Source organism: Rhizobium sp. BR 317 (assembly GCF_047445835.1).
Classification (GTDB): domain Bacteria; phylum Pseudomonadota; class Alphaproteobacteria; order Rhizobiales; family Rhizobiaceae; genus Rhizobium; species Rhizobium paranaense.
In genome coordinates this window covers 86,824-106,329 of record NZ_JARWLB010000004.1, presented here as the reverse complement: position 1 = coordinate 106,329, position 19,506 = coordinate 86,824, and the positions used below count along the sequence as shown (strand labels likewise).

Sequence of the window (19,506 nt, the reverse complement as noted above, 5' to 3'; positions counted from 1 at the left end):
TTGTCGACGAAGTGAAGCCGGTATGAGTTTGGATCGGCTGATCATTTACCTTGAGCGCATGCAGCGGGCTGCATCTGAAATTGATCAATTCCTTCGAGGAGTCGATCAAGCAGCGTTTTTCAAAAATGTTGAGAAGCAGCGTGCTACCGGCATGAATCTCATGTTGATCGGCGAGGCGGCTGCGCGCATTGCGGAGGACTATCCTGAGTTTGTCGTTGACCATCCGGAGTTGTCTTGGGATGAGATGCGCGACTTCAGGAATCGGATTATGCAGGGATATTTCGACATCGAGTTGACGACCCTATGGGACATCGCACAGAAATCTCTTCCGGAGCTGCTCCTGCGATTGGAGTCCATTCGCCATTGGCGCGCGGAAGGCGAATGATCATTCAATGACACAGCATCTGGACATCAAGCCTTTGACAAAAGCCGCATTCGCGCCGTTCGGCGATGTGATCGAGGCTGATCCGACCACGATGCGATTCATCAATGGCGGCACGACGGAGCGGTTTCATGCGCTTTCGAGCGCGGAGGCCGTGGGCGACGAAGCGAGGGTCATCATCAATCTGTTTCGCGGCCAGCCGCGTGCCTTTCCCTTCTCGATCGACATGATGGAGCGTCATCCCTTCGGCAGCCAGTGCTTCGTACCGTTGAACGGCTGGCCGTTCCTCGTTGTGGTCGCGCGTGATGAGGGCGGCAAGCCCGGCAGGCCGCAAGTTTTCCTGGCGCAAGGCGATCAGGGCGTGAATTATTACCGCAATGTCTGGCACTATCCCCTCATGGCGCTCGGCGAGCGGAGTGATTTTCTCATCGTGGATCGCGACGGGCCTGGAAATAATCTCGAGGAATATTTCTTCGACACCCCCTTCATCATCGGAGCGCCGACGCTATGACCGGATTGACCACCCATGTGCTCGACACTGCTCTCGGTAAGCCCGCCGAAGGCTTGACGATCGATCTTTTCAAGATCGAGGGTGAGACGCGGAGGCATCTGAAGACGGTCACGACCAATTCGGATGGGCGCGTCGACGGCGGGCCGATCCTGGTCGACGACAGTTTTATCGCCGGGACTTACGAGCTGCTCTTCCGCGCCGGCGACTATCTACGAGCAACCGGCGCCAAGCTGCCGGAGCCGGCGTTCCTCGATCTTGTGCCGATCCGTTTCGGCATTGCCGATACGACGGCGCATTACCATGTGCCGCTGCTGATCTCGCCCTACGGCTATTCCACCTATCGCGGGAGCTGAGACTTGCGTTTTGCGGCGATTGCGGATGTACATGGCAATCATCTGGCTCTGGAGGCGGTGCTTGCGGATATCCGCGGGGAGGGCATTGCCGACATCGTCAATCTCGGTGACTGCTTTAGCGGGCCGCTGACGGCGGGAAAGACAGCGGATATTCTCCTTGCGCTTGATGCCGTGACGGTTCGCGGCAACCATGATCGGTATCTGATCGAGCAGATGCCCGAGCAGATGCACGCTTCGGATAGTGCCGCCCATGCCGAACTGGCCGAGCGTCATCTCGATTGGCTGCGTAGCTTGCCCTTCAGTGCCGTCTATAGGGACGAGGCCTATCTTTGCCATGCGACGCCCAAAGACGATAATACCTATTGGCTCGAATCCGTCTCGCCAGACGGTCATGTCTATCAGAAGCCCATCGAGGAAATCGAAGCACTGGCCGCCGGCATCGATTTTCCACTGATCCTGTGCGGACATACTCATATTCAGCGCGTTGTCAGGCTTGCCGATGGCCGCCTGATCGTCAATCCCGGCAGCGTCGGCTGCCCCGCCTACGACGACGATCTGCCTCATTTTCATAAGGTTGAAGCAGGCCATCCCTTCGCCTCCTATGCCATTCTGGAGAAGGTGGACGGCATGTGGCTGCCTATATTCCGGCAGGTGGCCTACGATCACATGGCGATGGCGAAGCTGGCGGCGCAGAATGGCCGCATGGAATGGGCTAGCGGTCTGGCGACGGGCTGGTTGCGTTAGAGATCGGCGAGGATCGATCGATTCACCGTCTTGATATCCCGCTTGCCACAGAGCGCCATGGAGATATCCAGCTCCTTGCGGATGATCTCAAGCGCGAGGGTCACGCCCTCCTTACCCATGGCACCCAGACCATAGAGGAAAGGGCGGCCGATGAAGGTGCCTTTGGCGCCGAGGGCCATGGCCTTGAGCACGTCCTGGCCGGAGCGGATGCCGCCATCGAGGTGTACCTCGATCCTGTCGCCGACGGCGTCGACGATCCTCGGCAGCATGCTGATGGACGAAGGAGCGCCGTCAAGCTGCCGGCCGCCGTGGTTGGAAACGATGATCGCGTCCGCACCGGTAGCGACGGCGGCCTTCGCATCCTCGACGTCGAGGATTCCCTTGATGATCAGCGGCCCGCCCCAGCGCTCCTTGATCCAGCCGACATCGCTCCATGAAAGCTTGGTATCGAACTGCGAATGCGTCCAGTGCGACAGCGTCGTCATGTCGGAGATATCCTTGGCATGGCCGATGATATTGCCAAAGGAATGACGCTTCGTCTTCAGCATGCCTATGCACCAGCCGGGCCGTGTTGCCATCTGCCAGAGATTTTTCGCCGTCATTTTCGGCGGCGCCGACAATCCGTTGCGGATGTCGTTGTGGCGCTGGCCGAGAATCTGCAGGTCGGCCGTCAACACGAGTGCCGAGCATTTCGCCGCCTTGGCGCGCTGGATCAGGTTCAAGACGAAATCGCGGTCCTTCATGACGTAGAGCTGGAACCAGAAGGGCTGCTTCGTGACCGCGGCGATGTCTTCGATCGAGCAGATGCTCATCGTCGAGAGCGTGAAAGGAATGCCGAATTCTTCCGCCGCGCGAGCCGCCAGCATCTCGCCATCGGCGTGCTGCATGCCGGTAAGACCCGTCGGCGCCAGCGCCACCGGCATGGCAGCCTTCTGGCCGACCATGCTGGTTGCCAGCGACCGGTCGGACATGTCGACGAGCACGCGTTGACGCAGCTTGATCTTGGCGAAGTCAGCCTCGTTCGCCTGGTAGGTCGACTCCGTCCAAGAACCGGAATCGGCATACTGGAAGAACATCTTCGGGACGCGCCGCTGAGCGAGCTTCTTCAGTTCGGCAATGGTGAGCGGCGCGGTCATGGCTGTTTGTCCTCTGGGCGGTTACATTGCGGCGAGGTCGGATCGCTTTATTGCAGGATCGATTTCATCGGCTTTCCAGCGACATAGGTTTCGATGATCGCCCGATCATCCCCCATGGTCTGCAACAGGAAGAGCTCCTCGGTCAGGCTCTTCACCACTTCCATCTTCAGCGCCATGGCCGGCGTTGCCGAGGCGTTGAGGATCACGAGGTCGGCGTCGGTGCCGGGATCGAGAGTGCCGATCTTATCGGTCAGCGACAGGGCCTCGGCATTGCCAAGGGTCATGTAGTAATAGCTTTCCAATGGGTTCAGCCGTTCGCCGAGAAGCTGCTGGATCTTGTAGGCCTCGTCCATCGTGCGCAGCATCGAATAGCTGGAGCCGCCGCCGATATCGGTGGCGACGCCGATGCGGACGGGTTTTTCGCGGCGAGCAAGCGCTTTCAGCGGGAAGAGGCCGGAGCCGAGGAAGAGGTTGGACGTGGGGCAGTGGACGGCGACGGCGCCGGCTTCGCTCATGGCGTCGGCTTCGCGTTCGGAAAGGTGGATCGCGTGGCCGAACAGGCTCTTGCGGCCGAGCAGGCCGTAGCGCGCATAGATATCGGTGTAATCGATCGCTTCCGGATAGAGCTCGCAGGTAAATTTGATCTCGTCGTCATTCTCGGAAAGATGCGTTTGGATATGCAGATCCGGGAATTCGCGCGCGAGTGCGGCGGTCGCTTCCATCTGCTCAGGCGTTGAGGTGATGGCGAAGCGTGGGGTGATGGCGACATGATTGCGGCCCTTGCCATGCCAGTCGGCGATCACCTGCCGGGTCTCGTCGTAGCCCATCTGCGGTGTGTCGAGCAGGCCCTGCGGTGCATTGCGGTCCATCATCACCTTGCCGCCGACCATGCACATGTTGCGTCGCATGGCCTCGGCAAAATAAGCATCGGCGGAGGTCTTGTGCACCGAGCAATAGGCAACTGCCGTCGTCGTGCCGTGTCGGATCAGCTCATCGTAGAAATGGGTGGCGATACGCTCAGCATGCGCGCTTTCGACGAAGCGGCATTCCTCGGGGAAGGTATAGGTGTTCAGCCACTCCAGCAGGTTTGCGGCATAGGAGGCGATGACCTGCATCTGCGGGAAATGCAGGTGCATGTCGATTAAGCCCGGCAGGATCAGGTGCGGCCGGTGGTCGACTTCGGCGACGTCTGCGGGCGCTTTCGCTTTGACCTCCGTATAGGGACCGACGGCTGCGATGATGCCATTCTCGATCAGCAGGCCGCCATCGCTTTCATACGAGTAGCTGTCCGTGTCGCTCAGGCTCTGCGGCGCACGCTTGAAGGAGAGCAGGCGGCCGCGCAAAAGGGTAATCATTGGTCTTTTTCTCCGACGGAGCTTTCGAACCAGGCGACCAGCAGCTTGCGTTCCTCCGGCGTCACATCGGTGACGTTGCCGGGAGGCATGGCGTGGCTGCGGCCGGCCTGAATATAGATATCTCGGGCATGCATAGCGATTTCCGCGTCGTTTTCCAGCATCACTTCCTTCGGCGCCCGCGCAATGCCTTCAAACGCCGGCTCGGCGGCATGGCACATCGAACAGCGCGTCGAGATCATCTGCTTCACGGCCGGAAAGTGTGCATCCGATGCGAACTGCTGGAAAGCCGGTGCGATGGCGTTGGCATCCTTCTCGCCGGTCAGAATCTTCGGCACGGTCGAGAGCCATATGATGAGAATGAAGAGGATGAAGGTGACGATCCAGGTCCAGGTCGGCCGCCCCTTGCGGGCATGGGTCGTGTTGAACCAGTGGCGGATGGTGACGCCCATGAGGAACACCAGCGCCGCGATGATCCAGTTATAGGCGGTGCCGAAGGCCAGCGGATAGTGGTTCGACAGCATGAAGAAGATGACGGGCAGCGTCAGGTAGTTGTTGTGCAACGAGCGCTGCTTTGCGATGCGGCCATATTTCGGATCGGGCGTGCGTCCGGCGATAAGGTCGGCGACGACGATCTTCTGATTGGGAATGATGATCATGAAGACATTGGCCGACATGATCGTCGCCGTGAAGGCACCGAGATGCAGGAAGGCGGCGCGGCCGGTGAACAGGTGCGTATAGCCCCACGCCATGAAGACGAGGACGGCGTAGAGCACCACCATCAGGCCCCAGGTATTGTTGCCGAGCGGCGACTTGCAGAGCAGATCATAGACGATCCAACCGCCAGCGAGCGAAGCCAGCGAAATCAGGATGGCGACGGGAACGCTGACATCGAGCACATGCCGGTCGATGAGGAAGAGATTTGCGCCGCCGTAATAGACGATGCAGAGCATCAGGAAGCCTGAAAGCCAGGTGAAATAGCTCTCATATTTGAACCACGTCAGGTGCTCGGGCATCGTGGCCGGCGCCACCAGATATTTCTGGATGTGGTAGAAACCGCCGCCATGCACCTGCCATTCCTCGCCGTAGGCGCCGGGCGGAAGATGCGGGCGCTTCACCAGCCCAAGATCAAGCGCGATGAAATAGAAAGACGAGCCGATCCAGGCAATGGCGGTTATGACGTGGAACCAGCGGGCAGCAAAGGCCAGCCATTCCCACGCTATGGCGTATTCATACATTCAGGTCCCCTTTTCTTCCTCCGACTCGACACCTTGCAAAATGTTGGGCGCAGAGGGAAGCGGAGTTTGAGCGAGGGACTACTTTTCGTATTATCACACACTTCCGTGACCGATATACTGCCGCTCTTGTCGAGCGTTAAGTTCGCCATAGATCAAAATCGGACGCTTTTTTCAGCGCCGTCGGCGATAAACGGGCAGCGGAGCCCCCGGTTCGCCGCATCGTCGGAGATTTGCCCATGCGTGGTATACTGGCGTTTGCACTATTCCTCTTCGCAACTTCCGCCATGGCGCACGATGCGCCCTCCGGCTGGTCCTACGATCCTTATTGTTGCAACGGTGACAGCAAGACCGGTGATTGCGAGATGATCCCCTCGCGCACGGTTACCGTTATCCCGGGCGGCTATCGGATCACACTCTATCCCGGAGATCATCGCTACGTGACGCACGCCCATATCTTCACGCTGCCACAGCGCAAGACGATGCGTTCGCCGGACGGAGCCTATCATCTCTGTCTGTTTCCGGACGAGAACACGCCGCGCTGCTTCTATGCGCCGGATATGGCCTATTGAACGACGCCTATTCCAGCGGCATGCCGAACTCGCCGAGTATCCAATTCCGGAAAACGCGGATTCTTGGCGTGTGACGTCTGTTTTCGGGATAGGCGAGCCAATAATTCGAGCCATCGTTGCAGAGGATATCGAAGGGCTGGACAAGCCGGCCGGCGGCTAGGTCGTCGGCATAGAATTCAGGCGTCAGGACGGCGACGCCTTGTCCGGCGATGGCGGCGCTTGCTTCGAAGGATTGTGCCCCAAGCCTGCTTCTCGGCCGGCCTTGCAGGCCGGGATCCGGAACCCCAGCCGCTTCGAACCATTGCACCCACCACGGGTCGCCGGCATCGATGATCCGAAGTTTGAGAAGATCGGCCGGCGTATGGACGCCGCCGATGCTGGCTCCGAGCGCTGGGCTCAGCATGGGCGTGAAGTTCATTTTCATCAAAAGATGCGCGCGCAGCCCCGGCCAAGTTCCGCGGCCACTGCGAATGGCGATGTCGGACGACTCGCGAGAGAAATCAATGATCTTGTCTGATGTGGCAAGCCGTACCGCGACATTCGGGTGCAGCAGTTGAAATGAGCCCAGGTGGCGAGCAAGCCATTGTGAGGCGAAGGTCGGTGTCGAGTGAATGAGGAGCGTGGTTTCGGCATCGCTGCTGACCGAAGCCATCGCCTCATGCAGCATGCCAAAGGCCTCGCTTACCTTCGGCGCCAAGCGCTGGCCAGCGTCGGTCAACTCGATCTGGCGCGGCCGCCTCAGGAACAGCGGCTCGCCGACATTCTCCTCCAGAAGCTTGATCTGATAGCTGACGGCCGTCTGCGTCATGCCGAGCTCTTTACCGGCGCGCGTGAAACTGCCGTGTCGGGCAGCGGCCTCGAAGACCCGCAGCGCATTCAGCGGAAACTGTTTCGAGAGCTTCATGGATAAGTTCTCTTTATGTATGCAGACGATTGTTCGATTGGAATTTCAGCATTTTCAGCGGCAAACTGCAATCCACATCACCGATTGGATTGAGGTATTGTCATGGATTGCTATGCCGTCGAACAGACGAACGCCGGGCCATCAGCCTTGGCCCGCATGTTGGAAACACTGGCGCAGGTCTTCATGAGGGGCACAGAGCCTTCGCCACACTTGGATCTGGAGGGAATGCCGGATCGGCTTAAGCGCGATCTGGGTTTTCTGGACGGGCGCGAGCCGCGTTATGAGGATGATCGTATGGGGTAAGCCGCGAAGGCCGTCAGCAGCTCGGCGGCCGTCATGGCGGCGATCACTTCCGGACGTTTGTCTTTCACCGTGGCCCCGCCGATCGGCAGCGTCAGTCGCTCAAGCGAGGCCTTGTCGCCGCCTTCGCGGGTCAGCCAACGGGAGAAGGTGGCCCGCTTGGTTGCCGAGCCGATCATGCCGACATAGGCAAGATCGGTGCGAGCGAGCGCTTCCTTGGCGATCAGGAAATCGAGGGCGTGATCATGGGTCAGGATGACGATGGCCGAGCCGGCCGGAATATCTCGCACCAGCGCCTCCGGCATTGGCGAAAGCACAGTTTTCGTCTCTGCCGGCAGGTTTGCCAATTCCTCCTTCCGCGTCTCGATCACCGTCACCGCAAGCGGCAGAGGTGCCAGCGCGGCCGCGAGAGCATGGCCGACATGTCCCGCGCCGAAGAGATAGGTCTCGGGCCGATGTTCCGCTTCGCTGGCCCGTTTGGCTTCGAGTTCTTCGAGCAATTGTGCCGTCATCTTCTGAAAGCACAGTTGCGTGCGACCGCCGCAGCATTGGCCGATCTCCGGCCCAAGCGGGATGTCCATCAGTTCGACGCCGTTGCCCGCCAGCAATTCGCGGGCGTTCTGGATCGCCAAAAATTCGAACTGCCCGCCGCCGATCGTGCCCCAGATGGCACGTTCGGAAACGAGCATGAAGGTGCCAGCCTCGCGCGGCGTTGAACCCTGTGTTTCAACGATCTCGATGAGGATGGAAGAGGGGCGTGTCGCGAGAAATGCGCGGAAGTCGCTCCTGGGTATGACGCCGGAAAGCACTTCGCGGACCGCCATGGTCACATCCCCTTCAGCCGCTCTACCGCCATCAGCACCCGTTCCGGCGTTGCCGGCGCGTCGAGCCGCGGGCAGACGCGGTAGTCCGCGACGCTAGCGACGGCCATGGACAAGGCTTCGAGCACCGAGATGCTGAGCATGAAAGGCGGTTCGCCGACGGCCTTGGAGCGGCCGACGGTGGCCTCGGCATTTTCGGACCATTCGGCAAGGCGGACGTTGAAAATCTTCGGCCGGTCGGAGGCGAGGGGGATCTTGTAGGTCGAAGGCGCGTGCGTGCGCAGCCGCCCCTTGGCGTCCCACCAAAGCTCTTCGGTCGTCAGCCAGCCCATGCCCTGCACGAAAGCGCCTTCGACCTGGCCGATGTCGATCGCCGGGTTCAGCGACCGGCCGACATCGTGGAGGATATCGGTGCGGTCGATCAGATATTCGCCGGTCAGCGTGTCGATCGACACTTCGGAGCAGGCGGCGCCATAGGAGAAGTAATAGAACGGCGTGCCGCGGCCGGCCTTGCGGTCCCAATGGATTTTCGGCGTCTTGTAGAAGCCGGCGGCGGAAAGCTGCACGCGCGCGAAATAGGCCTGCTTGATGAAATCCGGGAAGGGAATTTCCATGTCGCCGACCCGCACCCGGTTCGGCAGGAACTGTATTTCTTCGGCGGCGACGCCCCATTTCTCGACGGCAAAGGCAACCAGCCGCTCCTTGATCTGTCGGGCGGCGTCAAAGGCTGCCATGCCGTTGAGATCGGAGCCGGAGGATGCTGCCGTCGCCGAGGTGTTCGGGACCTTGCCGGTGGTGGTGGCCGTGATCTTCACCCGGTCGATATCCACCTGGAAACTGTCGGCCAGAACCTGCGCCACCTTGGTATAGAGGCCCTGGCCCATTTCCGTGCCACCATGGTTCAGATGGATGGAGCCGTCCTGATAGATGTGCACCAACGCGCCGGCCTGGTTGAAGGCGGTCATGGTGAAGGAGATGCCGAATTTCACCGGCGTCAGCGCGATACCCTTGCGGATGAAGCGGCTGGAGCGGTTGAACTCGATGATGGCGTTGCGCCGCGCCTGATAGTCGGAGCTCTCTTCCAACTCGTCGACGATACGGTGGATGATGTTGTCCTCCACCTCCTGATGATAGGGCGTCAGCGTGCGGCCGGAGCCCGGCTGGCCGTAGAAATTCGCACGGCGGACCTCCAGCGGGTCCTTGCCCAGCGCATAGGCGATCTCTTCGATGAACCGTTCGCCGCCGACCATGCCCTGCGGGCCGCCGAAGCCGCGGAAGGCGGTGTTGGAAACAGTGTGCGTCTTCAGCGGTTTCGAGACGAGATGGACATGCGGATAGAAATAGCTCGAATCCGCATGGAACAAGGCGCGGTCGGTGACCGGGCCGGAGAGATCAGAGGAGAAGCCACAGCGGGCGGCATAGGTCGCGTCGACGGCGTGGATGCGGCCGTCGTCGTCGAAGCCGATCTCGTAATCGACCAGGAAATCGTGGCGCTTGCCGGTGGCAGCCATGTCCTCGTCGCGGTCGGGGCGGAATTTGATGGCGCGGCCAAGCTTTTTGGCGGCGACAGCGGCGAGGGCTGCGAACTGGTTGCCCTGCGTTTCCTTGCCACCGAAGCCGCCGCCCATGCGGCGCACGTTGACGGTGACGGCGTTGGACGGAATGTTGAGCACATGGCCGACGATGTGCTGGATCTCGCTCGGATGCTGGGTGGACGACCAAACGGCAACCTCGTCGTCTTCGCCGGGGATCGCCATGGCGATGTGGCTTTCGAGATAGAAATGCTCCTGGCCACCGATGCGCATCTGCGCCTTGATGCGGTGCTTGGCATTGGCCATCTCGGTTTCCGGCTCGCCGCGCTTCAGGGTCATCGGCTCGTAGACCACCGGTGCGCCATTGGCGAGCGCGCCATCGATGTCGCTCCAATGGGGCAGATCGCGATAGTCGATGTTGGCAAGGCGCGCGGCGCGACGGGCTGCATCGCGGGTCTCGGCGATCACGGCGAAGATCGGCTGGCCGTGAAACTCGACCTTGGTGTCGGCCAGCAGCGGCTCGTCATGCATGCCGTTGGAGCTGGTGTCGTTGGCGCCGGGAATGTCCTTTGCAGTGAACACCCAGACGACGCCCGGATAGGCTTTCACGGCGGAGAGGTCGATGCCGGCGATGTCCGCATGGGCGCGGTCGGAAAGGCCAAGTGCGCCATGCAGAAGGTCCGCCGGCTCCGGCAGGTCGTCGATATAGTCGGCGGCGCCCGTTACATGCTTGTGCGCCGAGTCGTGCTTCAGCGAACCATGCATCGAGCCGTTGATGACCTTGCGTTCTTCGAAGGTGGATTTGTCCATGATTATGCCTCCACCGTTGCGAAGCGCTTCAATTCCTGCGGCGCACCAGCCGTTTCAAGATAGAAGCGGATGAGCAGGTTTTTGGCGGTCAACTGCCGGTATTCGGCGCTGGCGCGCCAGTCGGTGAGCGGTGTGTAATCGGCATCGAAGGCCGAGCGGGCGGCGGTGACCGTTGCTTCCGTCCAGGGCTTGCCGATCAGTTCGGCTTCCACCGTGCGGGCGCGCTTCGGCGTGCCGGCCATGCCGCCGAAGGCGATGCGGATATCGGCGACGTTACCGGCTGCATCCAGTGCCAAGTGGAAAGCGCCACAGAGCGCCGAAATATCCTCATCCCGGCGCTTGGAGATCTTGTAGACGGCGAAATGAATGTCTTCGGCGGGATAGGGCACGAAAATGCTTTCGACGAATTCGCCGGGATTACGGTCCTGCTTGCCGTAATCGATGAAGAAGTCTTCCAACGGCAGCGTGCGGGTGCCGGCAACGGAGCGCAGTTTCACGGTCGCGCCGAGCGCGATCAGTGGCGGCGGCGTGTCGCCGATGGGCGAGCCGTTGGCGATGTTGCCGCCGATCGTGCCCATGTTGCGCACCTGCTCGCCGCCGATGCGGTTGATGAGGTTCGCGATCGCCGGGATCTTTTCGGCCATGGCTGCAAAGGCTTGGGTGTAGGTGACGCCGGCGCCGATGGTGAGGCCGGTGTCTTCCATAACAATCTTTTGCAAGTCCGTCAGATGGTTGATGAATACGACGGGGTCGAGCTTGCGCATCTGCTTGGTGACCCAGAGGCCGACATCGGTGGAGCCGGCAACGACGGTCGCCTTCGGCTCGTCGGCCAACACTTGCGCAAGGGCTGCGACCGAGCCCGGCACGATCAGGCGATCTTCGCCGGAGGCAATGGTGATGGTATCGCCGCCCTGCATGGCCCAGAGGCGGGCGATGATGTCCGCCCTTGTCTTTTCAAGAGGATCGAACAGAGCGCTCGGACGCGCCTGGCTTACCTGTTCGGCCGCCTTGACGATCGGCTCGTAACCGGTGCAGCGACAGAGATTGCCTTGCAGGGCTTTTTCGATCTGTGCCCGGCTCGGCTTTTCGGTCGCGAGCCACAGGCCATAAAGCGACATGACGAAACCCGGCGTGCAGAAACCGCATTGCGAGCCGTGACAGTCGACCATGGCCTGCTGTACGGGGTGTAGCGTGCCGTCCTTGGCGGCCAGATGTTCGACGGTGACGACATGGGTGGCATGCAGCGATCCGACGAAACGGATACAGGCATTGACCGACTCGTAATGCAATCCGCCATCGATCAGCCGGCCGACCAGCACAGTGCAGGCGCCGCAATCGCCTTCCGCGCATCCTTCTTTCGTGCCGGTCAAATGCCGGTTGAGACGCAGAAAATCGAGGAGCGTCTCGGTCGGGCGCAGGCTGGAAAGTGAAATATCCTCGCCGTTGAGGATAAGGCGGATGCTGTCGTTCATGTCGTTCCCAATTATTTTGGTCTTTCAAGGCCGGTCACGGGATAACCCCAGTCCGGACTCTAGAACGAGATAACTTTCCTTCGAACCGTCATCTCGTTCCATCTGTTCGGTTGAGCATAATCTGATCCGAAAACCGCTCCGCACTTTTCGGATCATGCTCGACCGTCTATGGTTATGCCGCAGTCCAGCCACCGTCAATCGAGACGTGCGTGCCGGTGACCTGACGGGCATCGTCGCTGGCAAGATAGATCGACAATGACGCGATTTCTTCGGCCTTGACGAATTCACGCGTCGGCTGCGCCTTGAGGATGACCTCGGTCTTCACCTGCTCTTCGGTCATGCCGCGCGCCTTGGCCGTATCCGGGATCTGCTTTTCGACGAGAGGGGTCAGGACATAGCCGGGGCAGATGGCGTTGACGGTGACGCCGAACTCGGCAAGCTCGAGTGCCGCAGTCTTGGTCAGACCCATAATACCATGTTTTGCCGCGACATAGGCGGATTTGAAGGGCGAGGCGACGAGGGCGTGGGCCGAGGCGATATTGATGATGCGGCCGTATTTCTTCGCCTTCATCAGCGGAATGGCGGCGCGCATCGTATGGAACGAGCTTGAGAGGTTGATGGCAATGATCTGGTCCCACTTCTCGATCGGAAAGTCCTCGATCTTCTCGACATGCTGAACGCCGGCATTGTTGACGAGGACATCGACGCTGCCGAAGGTTGAATTGGCGCTCGCGATCAGGTCGGCGATTTCCGCGGGCTTGGTCATGTCGGCCGGATGGTAGATCACCTTGCCGCCGCCGGAGGCTTCGAGCGTGTTTCTGATGGCATCGATTTCTTCAGGCTTGCCGAAGCCGTTGAGGACGATGTTTTCACCTTTCGCGGCAAAGGCGGTCGCAATGGCGAGGCCGATGCCGCTTGTAGAACCGGTGACAACAACTGTTCTTGCCATGATTTTCTCCTTGGACGGCGCGGCTGTTGTTGCAGCGCAATAGCGGCTTTGAGGTTAGTCTCAAACCGGCGGATATGGCAATCGCATCCCGGCGAGACTCTTTGGAGACAGTTCCCTTCATATATCCGCGAGCTGGAATAAGGAATTTTCGTCAAAAATTTCGTTTTGCTTTCTTTTCACATTCGTTTTGCTGCCGTATCTGTTGTTTCAAGGACAGGAACAATCGGGGAGGAATGCATGAGCGGTTATGTCTTGGCGATCGACCAGGGAACGACGTCGACGCGGGCTATCGTTTTCGACGGTGACATGAAGATTGCCGGCGTCGACCAGAAGGAGTTCACGCAGCACTATCCGAAGCCCGGTTGGGTCGAGCATGATCCGGAGGAAATCTGGGCTTCCGTGGTTGCGACCGTCAATAAGGCGATCAAAGCTGCTGGGATCACCGCAAAGGACATCGCCGCTCTTGGCATCACCAACCAACGCGAAACCGTCGTCGTATGGGACCGCGCGACCGGCAAGCCGATCCACAATGCCATCGTCTGGCAAGACCGCCGCACCGCGAGCTATTGCGACAAGCTGAAGCGGCAGGATCTGGAAAAGCTCTTCACCCGCCACACAGGCCTGCTGCTCGATCCCTATTTTTCCGGCACGAAGCTTTCGTGGATGCTGGCCAATGTGAAGGGCGCCCGCGCGCGTGCCGCCAAGGGCGAACTCTGCTTCGGCACGATCGACACCTTCCTGATCTGGCGACTGACCGGCGGCAAGAGTTTCGTCACCGATGCGACCAACGCCTCGCGGACGCTTATGTACAATATCGGCAGCAATGAATGGGACGAGGATCTGCTCGAGATCCTGCGTGTTCCCGCCGCGATGCTGCCGGAGGTGAAGGACTGCGCGGCCGATTTCGGGATCACCGATCCATCCATCTTCGGGGCGGCAATCCCCATCCTCGGCGTTGCTGGCGATCAGCAGGCGGCGACCATCGGCCAGGCTTGTTTCGAGCGCGGCATGATGAAATCTACCTACGGCACCGGCTGCTTCGCGCTGCTTAACACCGGCACGGACATGGTGCGCTCGAAAAATCGTCTGCTGACCACCATCGCCTATCGGTTGAACGGCGAGACGACCTATGCGCTGGAAGGCTCGATCTTCATCGCGGGCGCGGCCGTGCAATGGCTGCGCGACGGACTGAAGGCGATCAAGCGCGCTTCCGATTCCGATGGGTTTGCGGAAAAGGCTGATCCGATGCAGGAGGTTTATCTCGTGCCGGCCTTCACCGGTCTCGGCGCGCCGCATTGGGATCCGGATGCGCGCGGTGCGATCTTTGGGCTGACGCGCAATACCGGCCCCGCGGAAATCGTTCGCGCTGCGCTGGAGGCGGTCTGCTATCAGTCGCGCGACCTGCTGGACGCCATGCACAAGGATTGGAAGAGCGGCAGCGGCAAGGAGACCGTTTTGCGGGTCGACGGTGGCATGGTCGCTTCCGACTGGACGATGCAGCGGCTCGCCGACCTGCTGGACGCGCCCGTCGATCGCCCCACCATCCTGGAAACCACCGCGCTCGGTGCCGCCTGGCTTGCCGGCAGCCGTGCCGGTGTCTGGCCCGACCGCAAGAGCTTTGCCAAGGCCTGGGCTCGCGACCGGCGCTTCGAGCCCGATATGGACGAGAAGACGCGAAGCGCGAAGCTCAAGGGATGGAAGAACGCCGTGGCGCGCACCTTGAGTGCGGGTTGAAGGCGGCAGAAGCCAGCCGGCAGATCACCTACGGTTTGATTATGTAAGATAATTTTATTTTCCTAATGTAGTTCGAAGCGGTGATAGTGCGCCCTTCGAGTGGGGGGCTGGATTCGACTGTTTTCCGATGAACGCCTTTTGGGGACATCAAGGCGAGGCATGGCTGCTAATTATACGGAATTGAAGAGACACCTTTATCGGAGTGTCAAATACTGGCTTTGCCGGCCGAAACCTCCGACGCTGGCCGAGCCTTTCTGCGGACCCGTTCTTGTGGTCGGATCGGCGCCGGTGTCTCATAAGCCCGCGGATTTCGACGAGACCTTCAAGGTTATCACCATCAACGGCTCTCAGGTCGTCACCAAGGCATGGGGCATTGAGGTGCCGGATGTCTCGTTCGTTCAATTCAACCAGATCGAGGGGACGAATACGAACGCCGTCGAAGTGCGCCGCGTTCTCAATGGCGAGCGCACGAAGAAGCTTTACATTCTCCTGTGGCGAAAGAGCCGTGAGCGGCTGGAGAATGGGCTGAAGGCCTTCAAGTACCAATATGACGATCTTGAAATCGTCGACCGCTATAAGCGGATGGCGCTTCTCGACCGGATCGGCGGCGTAAAATGCAGCGAACTGGGTGCGGATGACAAATGTTCGAACGGTATCAATGCGGTACTTTTCGCGCTCTATAACGGTGCGACGGCGGTGATCATTACCGGCATCAATCCAGCTTCCGGCGGTCACATTTACAACCAGGTCAATCTGGCCCGGCTGCATATTCAAAAGGACAGGGAAATTCTGTTGCGGTTGATGGAGCAGGGTTACCCCGTCTTTACGGCCGATCCAACCGTATCGGAATCCCTCGGATTGCCTTTGTGGCAGGGCAAGGCGTCGGCCCGGCGGGAGACGCAAGCCTCCGCGAATGCTGAAGGGCTGACCTCCAAAGGGGCTACTCACTTGACTCCATCGCTGCGTTGATCGCGCAATCATTCGTCTTTCCGGCGAATGAGGAGATCAGCCATGGTGTCCGTGACCGTTGAATTGCGCAATGTGGAGGATACGCAGGCGGCACTGGGCTGGGCCAGCGGCCATACGCTTGCCGTCGACCGTCCGCCAGGCCGTGCCGGCGGGCAGGGGCTCGGCTTCAACGGCGCCCAACTGCTGGGATTGGCGATCGGCGGATGTTTCTGCAACGACCTGTATTACATCGCAGCCGAAATGGGTGTCGGCTTGCGAAAAATCGCGATCTCCGTGCGGGTGGAACTCGAGAGCGATCTGTCGTTTACCAAGGCAGCGATGATGACGGTATCCTGCGAAACGCTCGATGGTTCCGATCCGCAGCCGGTGATCGATGAAGCCAAGGCGAGATGCATGGTCAGCAATTCCCTGAAGAGGGGAATTCCGGTCTCAATCCAGGCGGCCGCGTGATGCGCAGCCAGAGGCTAACGCCCATCAGCGTTCCATGCCAAAATCCCCGCATGGAATCACCCGATCGCGCCGAAACCGATCTCGTCCTGACGCCGCCGCTGCTCCGGCTGGGCGATAAAATCCGTTTTGTTTCGCCCGCAAGCCCGCCCGACAGGGACCTCATTTTGAAGCAGGTGGAGATACTGAAGGAGTGGGGGCTCAACGTCGATTTCGGCGAACATGCGTTTTGCAAGCACGACTATCTTGCCGGAACCGACGAGGAGCGGCTGGCGGATTTCAATGCGGCGCTTCGTGATCCGGAGGTTCGGGCGATTTTCGCTACGCGCGGCGGCAAGGGGTCTTACCGTATCGCCGACCGGCTGGATTTCGAAGCCGTCCGGCGTGATCCCAAGTTTCTCGTCGGTTTCAGCGATATCACCATACTGCATCTCAGCCTGTGGATGCACTGCCGGCAGGTGGGTGTCCACGGCGCGCTTTTCGTCGGTGACGGCGAACAGGAGGTCAGTTTGGAAACCAGCTTGTCCCTTCGCCGGGTGCTGATGACATCAGAGGACATCGTCATTCGCGCGCGCCCGGAGGAACCGACGGTGGCGCTGACGACCGAGGGTACGGTTACCGGACGCTTGATCGGCGGCAATCTCGATATGGTCGCAACAGCCGCCGGCTGGGCTCTGCCGGATCTGCGCGGTGCCATCCTGTTGCTCGAAGCGGTCAACATGTACCGCGGGCAGGTCGACCGGCAATTGACGATGCTGCGCAAGGCGGGGCATTTGAACGGTCTGGCGGGCGTTGCGGTCGGCCAGTTCACCCGCTTCGAATTCGATCGCCGCTTCTCGGTCATCGATATCTTGCGTGAGCATCTCGATGCGCTCGGCGTGCCGGTCCTCGGCGGCCTGCCGCTGGGGCATGGGCACAGCCCGCTGAACGTACCGATCGGCGCGGCTGCCATTCTCGATGCGAAAGCGGGGACGCTGACGGTCCGCCGCGGTGATGCATAGCTTTCTGCTGCGATAATTTTTTGACGCGGCTTGTCGGCGCGGGCGATACTCCCTCGTCTTACATGAGAAGGAGGTCCTCATGCTCTACGCGATCCTATGCTACAACGACGAAGACGCCGTATTTTCCTGGTCCAAGGAGGAGGAAGAGGCGACGATGGACCGGTTGCTGGCGGTGCAGGCGCCGCTTGGCGAAGCCGGCAAGCTCGGTCCGGTCGCGCGGCTGATGCCGACGACGGCGGCAACGACGCTGCGCAAGGGCAAGAACGAACCCCTCGTCATCGACGGACCTTTTGCAGAAACGAAGGAACAATTGCTCGGCTTCTACGTCGTCGACTTTGAGACGCTTGACGAAGCGATTGAATTTTCAAAGAAACTGGCCATCGCCAATCCCGGCGCCGGTTCCTATGAAATCCGCCCGCTTTATGTCTTTAGACCAGGGACGATCGCAACATGACGGACCTCGCCTGGATCGATATCGCATTCACCAATGCCCGGCCGCAGGTGCTCGGCGCGTTGCTGCGGTATTTCCGTAATCTCGATATTGCCGAGGAGGCGTTTCAGGAGGCTTGTCTTAGAGCTTTGAAGACATGGCCGGATAAGGGGCCGCCGCGCGATCCCGTCGCCTGGCTAATCTTCGTCGGCCGCAACAGCGGCATCGACGCCGTGCGCAAACAGTCGAAGACGCAGGGCTTGCCGGATGAGGAGGTGATCTCCGATACCGGCGACGCCGAAAGCGATATTGCCGAGCGGCTCGACGGCTCCAACTATCGTGACGATATTCTGCGATTGCTGTTCATCTGCTGTCATCCCGACCTGCCGGCGACGCAGCAGATCGCATTGGCGCTGCGCGTCGTCTCCGGCCTTTCGGTGACCCAGATCGCCCGTGCCTTCCTCGTCAGCGAAAGCGCGATGGAGCAACGCATCACCCGCGCCAAGGCGCGTGTTGCGGCCGCCGGCGTGCCTTTCGAGACGCCGGGTGCGGTCGAGCGGGCCGAGCGCGTGGCGCTTGTCAGCGCCATGATCTATCTCATCTATAACGAGGGTTATTCCGCCGGCGGACCGGGCCGCGAGGCGTCCGCCTTTGCCGATGAGGCAATCCGGTTGGGTCGGTTGTTGCTGCGCATCTTTCAGGCGGAACCTGAGATCATGGGTCTGCTGGCGCTGATGCTGCTGCAGCAATCGCGGAATGCTGCCCGCTTCGATGCGGACGGCCAGATCATTCTACTGGAGGACCAGGACCGGTCGCTCTGGAACCGCCAATTGATCGATGAGGCGCTTGCTCTGCTCGACAAGGCAATCCGCCATCGCCGCCCCGGACCCTACCAGCTTCAGGCCGCCATCGCCGCGCTGCATTCGCGCGCCAAGCGAGCCGAGGATACGGATTGGGCGGAAATCGATCTGCTCTATCAAACGCTGGAGCGGCTGCACCCGTCGCCAGTCGTGACGCTGAACCGCGCCGTCGCAGTTGCCAAGCTTAAAGGGCCGGAGGAGGCGCTGGCCTTGGTCGAGGCGCTCACGGATAAACTCGATGGCTATTTCTATTTTCACGGGCTTCGGGGCGGTCTTCTTGCCCAATTAGGGCGGCCGCGTGAGGCGCACGTTGCCTTCGACCGTGCAATCGCGCTGGCCCATTCGCCCGCCGAAGCCGCCCATATCCGTCATCAGCTCGACCGCCTCAGCGCCGCGGTTCCGGCAATTGCAAAATAATCAAAAAATCCGTCCTTCCATGTCGGGAAGAGGCTGACGTCAACGTCCTTGAGACATAGGCCGATCAGGCCGTTTCACGCGAAAGAAAGGAACACGCCGTGACCGAACAGAATGCACGCCTCGAACTTTCTCTTACCCGCATCATCGATGCTCCGCGCGAGAAGATCTATCGATGCTGGACGGAAGCGGACCTTGTGAAGCAATGGTTTGCGCCGCTGCCCTGGACGATTTCGGCGGCCGAACTCGACGTTCGCGCCGGCGGCACAAGCTCCATCACCATGCGCAGTCCGGACGGGGAGGAGTACCCGAACGTCGGCGTCTATCTCGAGGTCGTTCCGAACGAGCGGATCGTGTTCACGGATGCCTTCACCAGCGCGTGGGTACCCTCGGCCAAACCCTTCATGGTGGGCACCATCCAGCTCGACGATCTCGGCAATGGCAAGACACGCTATACCGCGACGGTCCTGCATTGGACGGCGGAGGATCGCGAGGCGCATGAGAAGATGGGGTTTCACGAGGGGTGGGGCCAGTGCACCGACCAGCTCGCGGCGCTGGCGTCGAAGATCTGAATTGTT

At 60.4% G+C, this 19,506-nt stretch carries 20 protein-coding genes; 12 read left to right on the top strand and 8 right to left on the bottom strand.

Going from position 1 to position 19,506, the window contains the following annotated elements:
- The first annotated feature begins 22 nt into the window (after positions 1-22).
- From QD357_RS07930 to QD357_RS07915, 4 genes are read left to right on the top strand one after another with little or no spacing between them, the layout of a single operon-like run.
- Positions 23-385 carry a DUF86 domain-containing protein gene (locus QD357_RS07930; protein ID WP_107108756.1) on the top strand — a complete coding sequence of 121 codons (363 nt, stop codon included), beginning with the start codon at positions 23-25 and terminating at the stop codon, positions 383-385.
- A 7-nt stretch (positions 386-392) separates the two neighbouring features.
- Positions 393-893 carry an ureidoglycolate lyase gene (locus QD357_RS07925; protein ID WP_107108755.1) on the top strand — a complete coding sequence of 167 codons (501 nt, stop codon included), beginning with the start codon at positions 393-395 and terminating at the stop codon, positions 891-893.
- The gene (uraH, locus tag QD357_RS07920; protein ID WP_107108754.1) at positions 890-1,246 is read left to right on the top strand and encodes a hydroxyisourate hydrolase; all 357 of its coding nucleotides are present in this window, start codon (positions 890-892) and stop codon (positions 1,244-1,246) included. Before QD357_RS07925 ends, uraH begins: the two co-directional genes overlap by 4 nt.
- 3 nt (positions 1,247-1,249) lie before the next feature.
- Entirely contained in the window at positions 1,250-1,990 is a 741-nt protein-coding gene (locus QD357_RS07915; RefSeq protein ID WP_107108753.1) for a metallophosphoesterase family protein, read from the top strand.
- Here QD357_RS07915 and QD357_RS07910 read toward each other — a convergent pair.
- The 3 genes from QD357_RS07910 to QD357_RS07900 are packed head-to-tail and all read right to left on the bottom strand — an operon-like array spanning position 1,987 to position 5,716.
- Positions 1,987-3,126 (bottom strand): alpha-hydroxy acid oxidase, encoded by a 1,140-nt coding sequence (locus tag QD357_RS07910; RefSeq protein WP_107108752.1) that lies wholly within the window; start codon positions 3,124-3,126, stop codon positions 1,987-1,989. The two genes, QD357_RS07915 and QD357_RS07910, sit on opposite strands and share 4 nt — an antisense overlap.
- 47 nt (positions 3,127-3,173) lie before the next feature.
- A complete protein-coding gene (gene guaD / locus QD357_RS07905; protein WP_107108751.1) occupies positions 3,174-4,481 on the bottom strand; it encodes a guanine deaminase in 1,308 nt (435 codons plus the stop codon).
- Complete coding sequence (locus tag QD357_RS07900) at positions 4,478-5,716, bottom strand: urate hydroxylase PuuD (RefSeq protein ID WP_107108750.1); 1,239 nt, start codon at positions 5,714-5,716, stop codon at positions 4,478-4,480. Before QD357_RS07900 ends, guaD begins: the two co-directional genes overlap by 4 nt.
- Before the next feature lie 236 nt (positions 5,717-5,952).
- Between QD357_RS07900 and QD357_RS07895 the strand changes: the two genes are divergently transcribed.
- On the top strand, positions 5,953-6,285 hold the full coding sequence (locus QD357_RS07895; RefSeq protein ID WP_107108749.1) for a hypothetical protein: 333 nt from the start codon (positions 5,953-5,955) through the stop codon (positions 6,283-6,285).
- Between the two features lie 7 nt (positions 6,286-6,292).
- Here the strand turns inward: QD357_RS07895 and QD357_RS07890 are convergent, their stop codons facing one another.
- The 5 genes from QD357_RS07890 to QD357_RS07870 all read right to left on the bottom strand — a co-directional run bounded on the left by QD357_RS07890 (position 6,293) and on the right by QD357_RS07870 (position 13,073).
- Positions 6,293-7,189, bottom strand: a complete 897-nt coding sequence (locus tag QD357_RS07890; protein WP_414124132.1) for a LysR substrate-binding domain-containing protein — start codon at positions 7,187-7,189, stop codon at positions 6,293-6,295.
- 278 nt (positions 7,190-7,467) lie between these two features.
- Positions 7,468-8,313, bottom strand: a complete 846-nt coding sequence (gene xdhC / locus QD357_RS07885) for a xanthine dehydrogenase accessory protein XdhC (RefSeq protein WP_107108746.1) — start codon at positions 8,311-8,313, stop codon at positions 7,468-7,470.
- A 2-nt stretch (positions 8,314-8,315) separates the two neighbouring features.
- Positions 8,316-10,652, bottom strand: a complete 2,337-nt coding sequence (xdhB, locus tag QD357_RS07880; protein WP_107108745.1) for a xanthine dehydrogenase molybdopterin binding subunit — start codon at positions 10,650-10,652, stop codon at positions 8,316-8,318.
- 2 nt (positions 10,653-10,654) lie between these two features.
- Positions 10,655-12,124, bottom strand: coding sequence for a xanthine dehydrogenase small subunit (gene xdhA, locus QD357_RS07875; RefSeq protein WP_107108744.1), 1,470 nt, complete (start codon positions 12,122-12,124; stop codon positions 10,655-10,657).
- A 172-nt stretch (positions 12,125-12,296) separates the two neighbouring features.
- Positions 12,297-13,073: a 3-hydroxybutyrate dehydrogenase gene (locus tag QD357_RS07870; RefSeq protein ID WP_107108743.1), complete on the bottom strand. Its 777-nt coding sequence runs from the start codon at positions 13,071-13,073 to the stop codon at positions 12,297-12,299.
- A 237-nt stretch (positions 13,074-13,310) separates the two neighbouring features.
- Here QD357_RS07870 and glpK point away from each other — a divergent pair, with 237 nt between their 5' ends.
- The 7 genes from glpK (at position 13,311) to QD357_RS07835 (ending at position 19,500) form a co-directional block, all read left to right on the top strand.
- Complete coding sequence (glpK, locus tag QD357_RS07865; RefSeq protein ID WP_107108742.1) at positions 13,311-14,807, top strand: glycerol kinase GlpK; 1,497 nt, start codon at positions 13,311-13,313, stop codon at positions 14,805-14,807.
- 159 nt (positions 14,808-14,966) lie between these two features.
- Complete coding sequence (locus QD357_RS07860; protein WP_107108741.1) at positions 14,967-15,776, top strand: membrane-anchored protein; 810 nt, start codon at positions 14,967-14,969, stop codon at positions 15,774-15,776.
- Between the two features lie 42 nt (positions 15,777-15,818).
- The gene (locus QD357_RS07855) at positions 15,819-16,226 is read left to right on the top strand and encodes an OsmC family protein (protein WP_107108740.1); all 408 of its coding nucleotides are present in this window, start codon (positions 15,819-15,821) and stop codon (positions 16,224-16,226) included.
- 50 nt (positions 16,227-16,276) lie between these two features.
- The gene (locus tag QD357_RS07850) at positions 16,277-17,224 is read left to right on the top strand and encodes a S66 peptidase family protein (protein WP_107108739.1); all 948 of its coding nucleotides are present in this window, start codon (positions 16,277-16,279) and stop codon (positions 17,222-17,224) included.
- Between the two features lie 79 nt (positions 17,225-17,303).
- Positions 17,304-17,678 (top strand): YciI family protein, encoded by a 375-nt coding sequence (locus QD357_RS07845; protein WP_107108738.1) that lies wholly within the window; start codon positions 17,304-17,306, stop codon positions 17,676-17,678.
- A complete protein-coding gene (locus tag QD357_RS07840; protein ID WP_107108737.1) occupies positions 17,675-18,931 on the top strand; it encodes an RNA polymerase sigma factor in 1,257 nt (418 codons plus the stop codon). The genes QD357_RS07845 and QD357_RS07840 overlap by 4 nt, the downstream gene beginning before the upstream one ends.
- A gap of 98 nt (positions 18,932-19,029) precedes the next feature.
- Positions 19,030-19,500 carry an SRPBCC family protein gene (locus tag QD357_RS07835; RefSeq protein ID WP_107108736.1) on the top strand — a complete coding sequence of 157 codons (471 nt, stop codon included), beginning with the start codon at positions 19,030-19,032 and terminating at the stop codon, positions 19,498-19,500.
- The last annotated feature ends 6 nt before the right edge of the window (positions 19,501-19,506 follow it).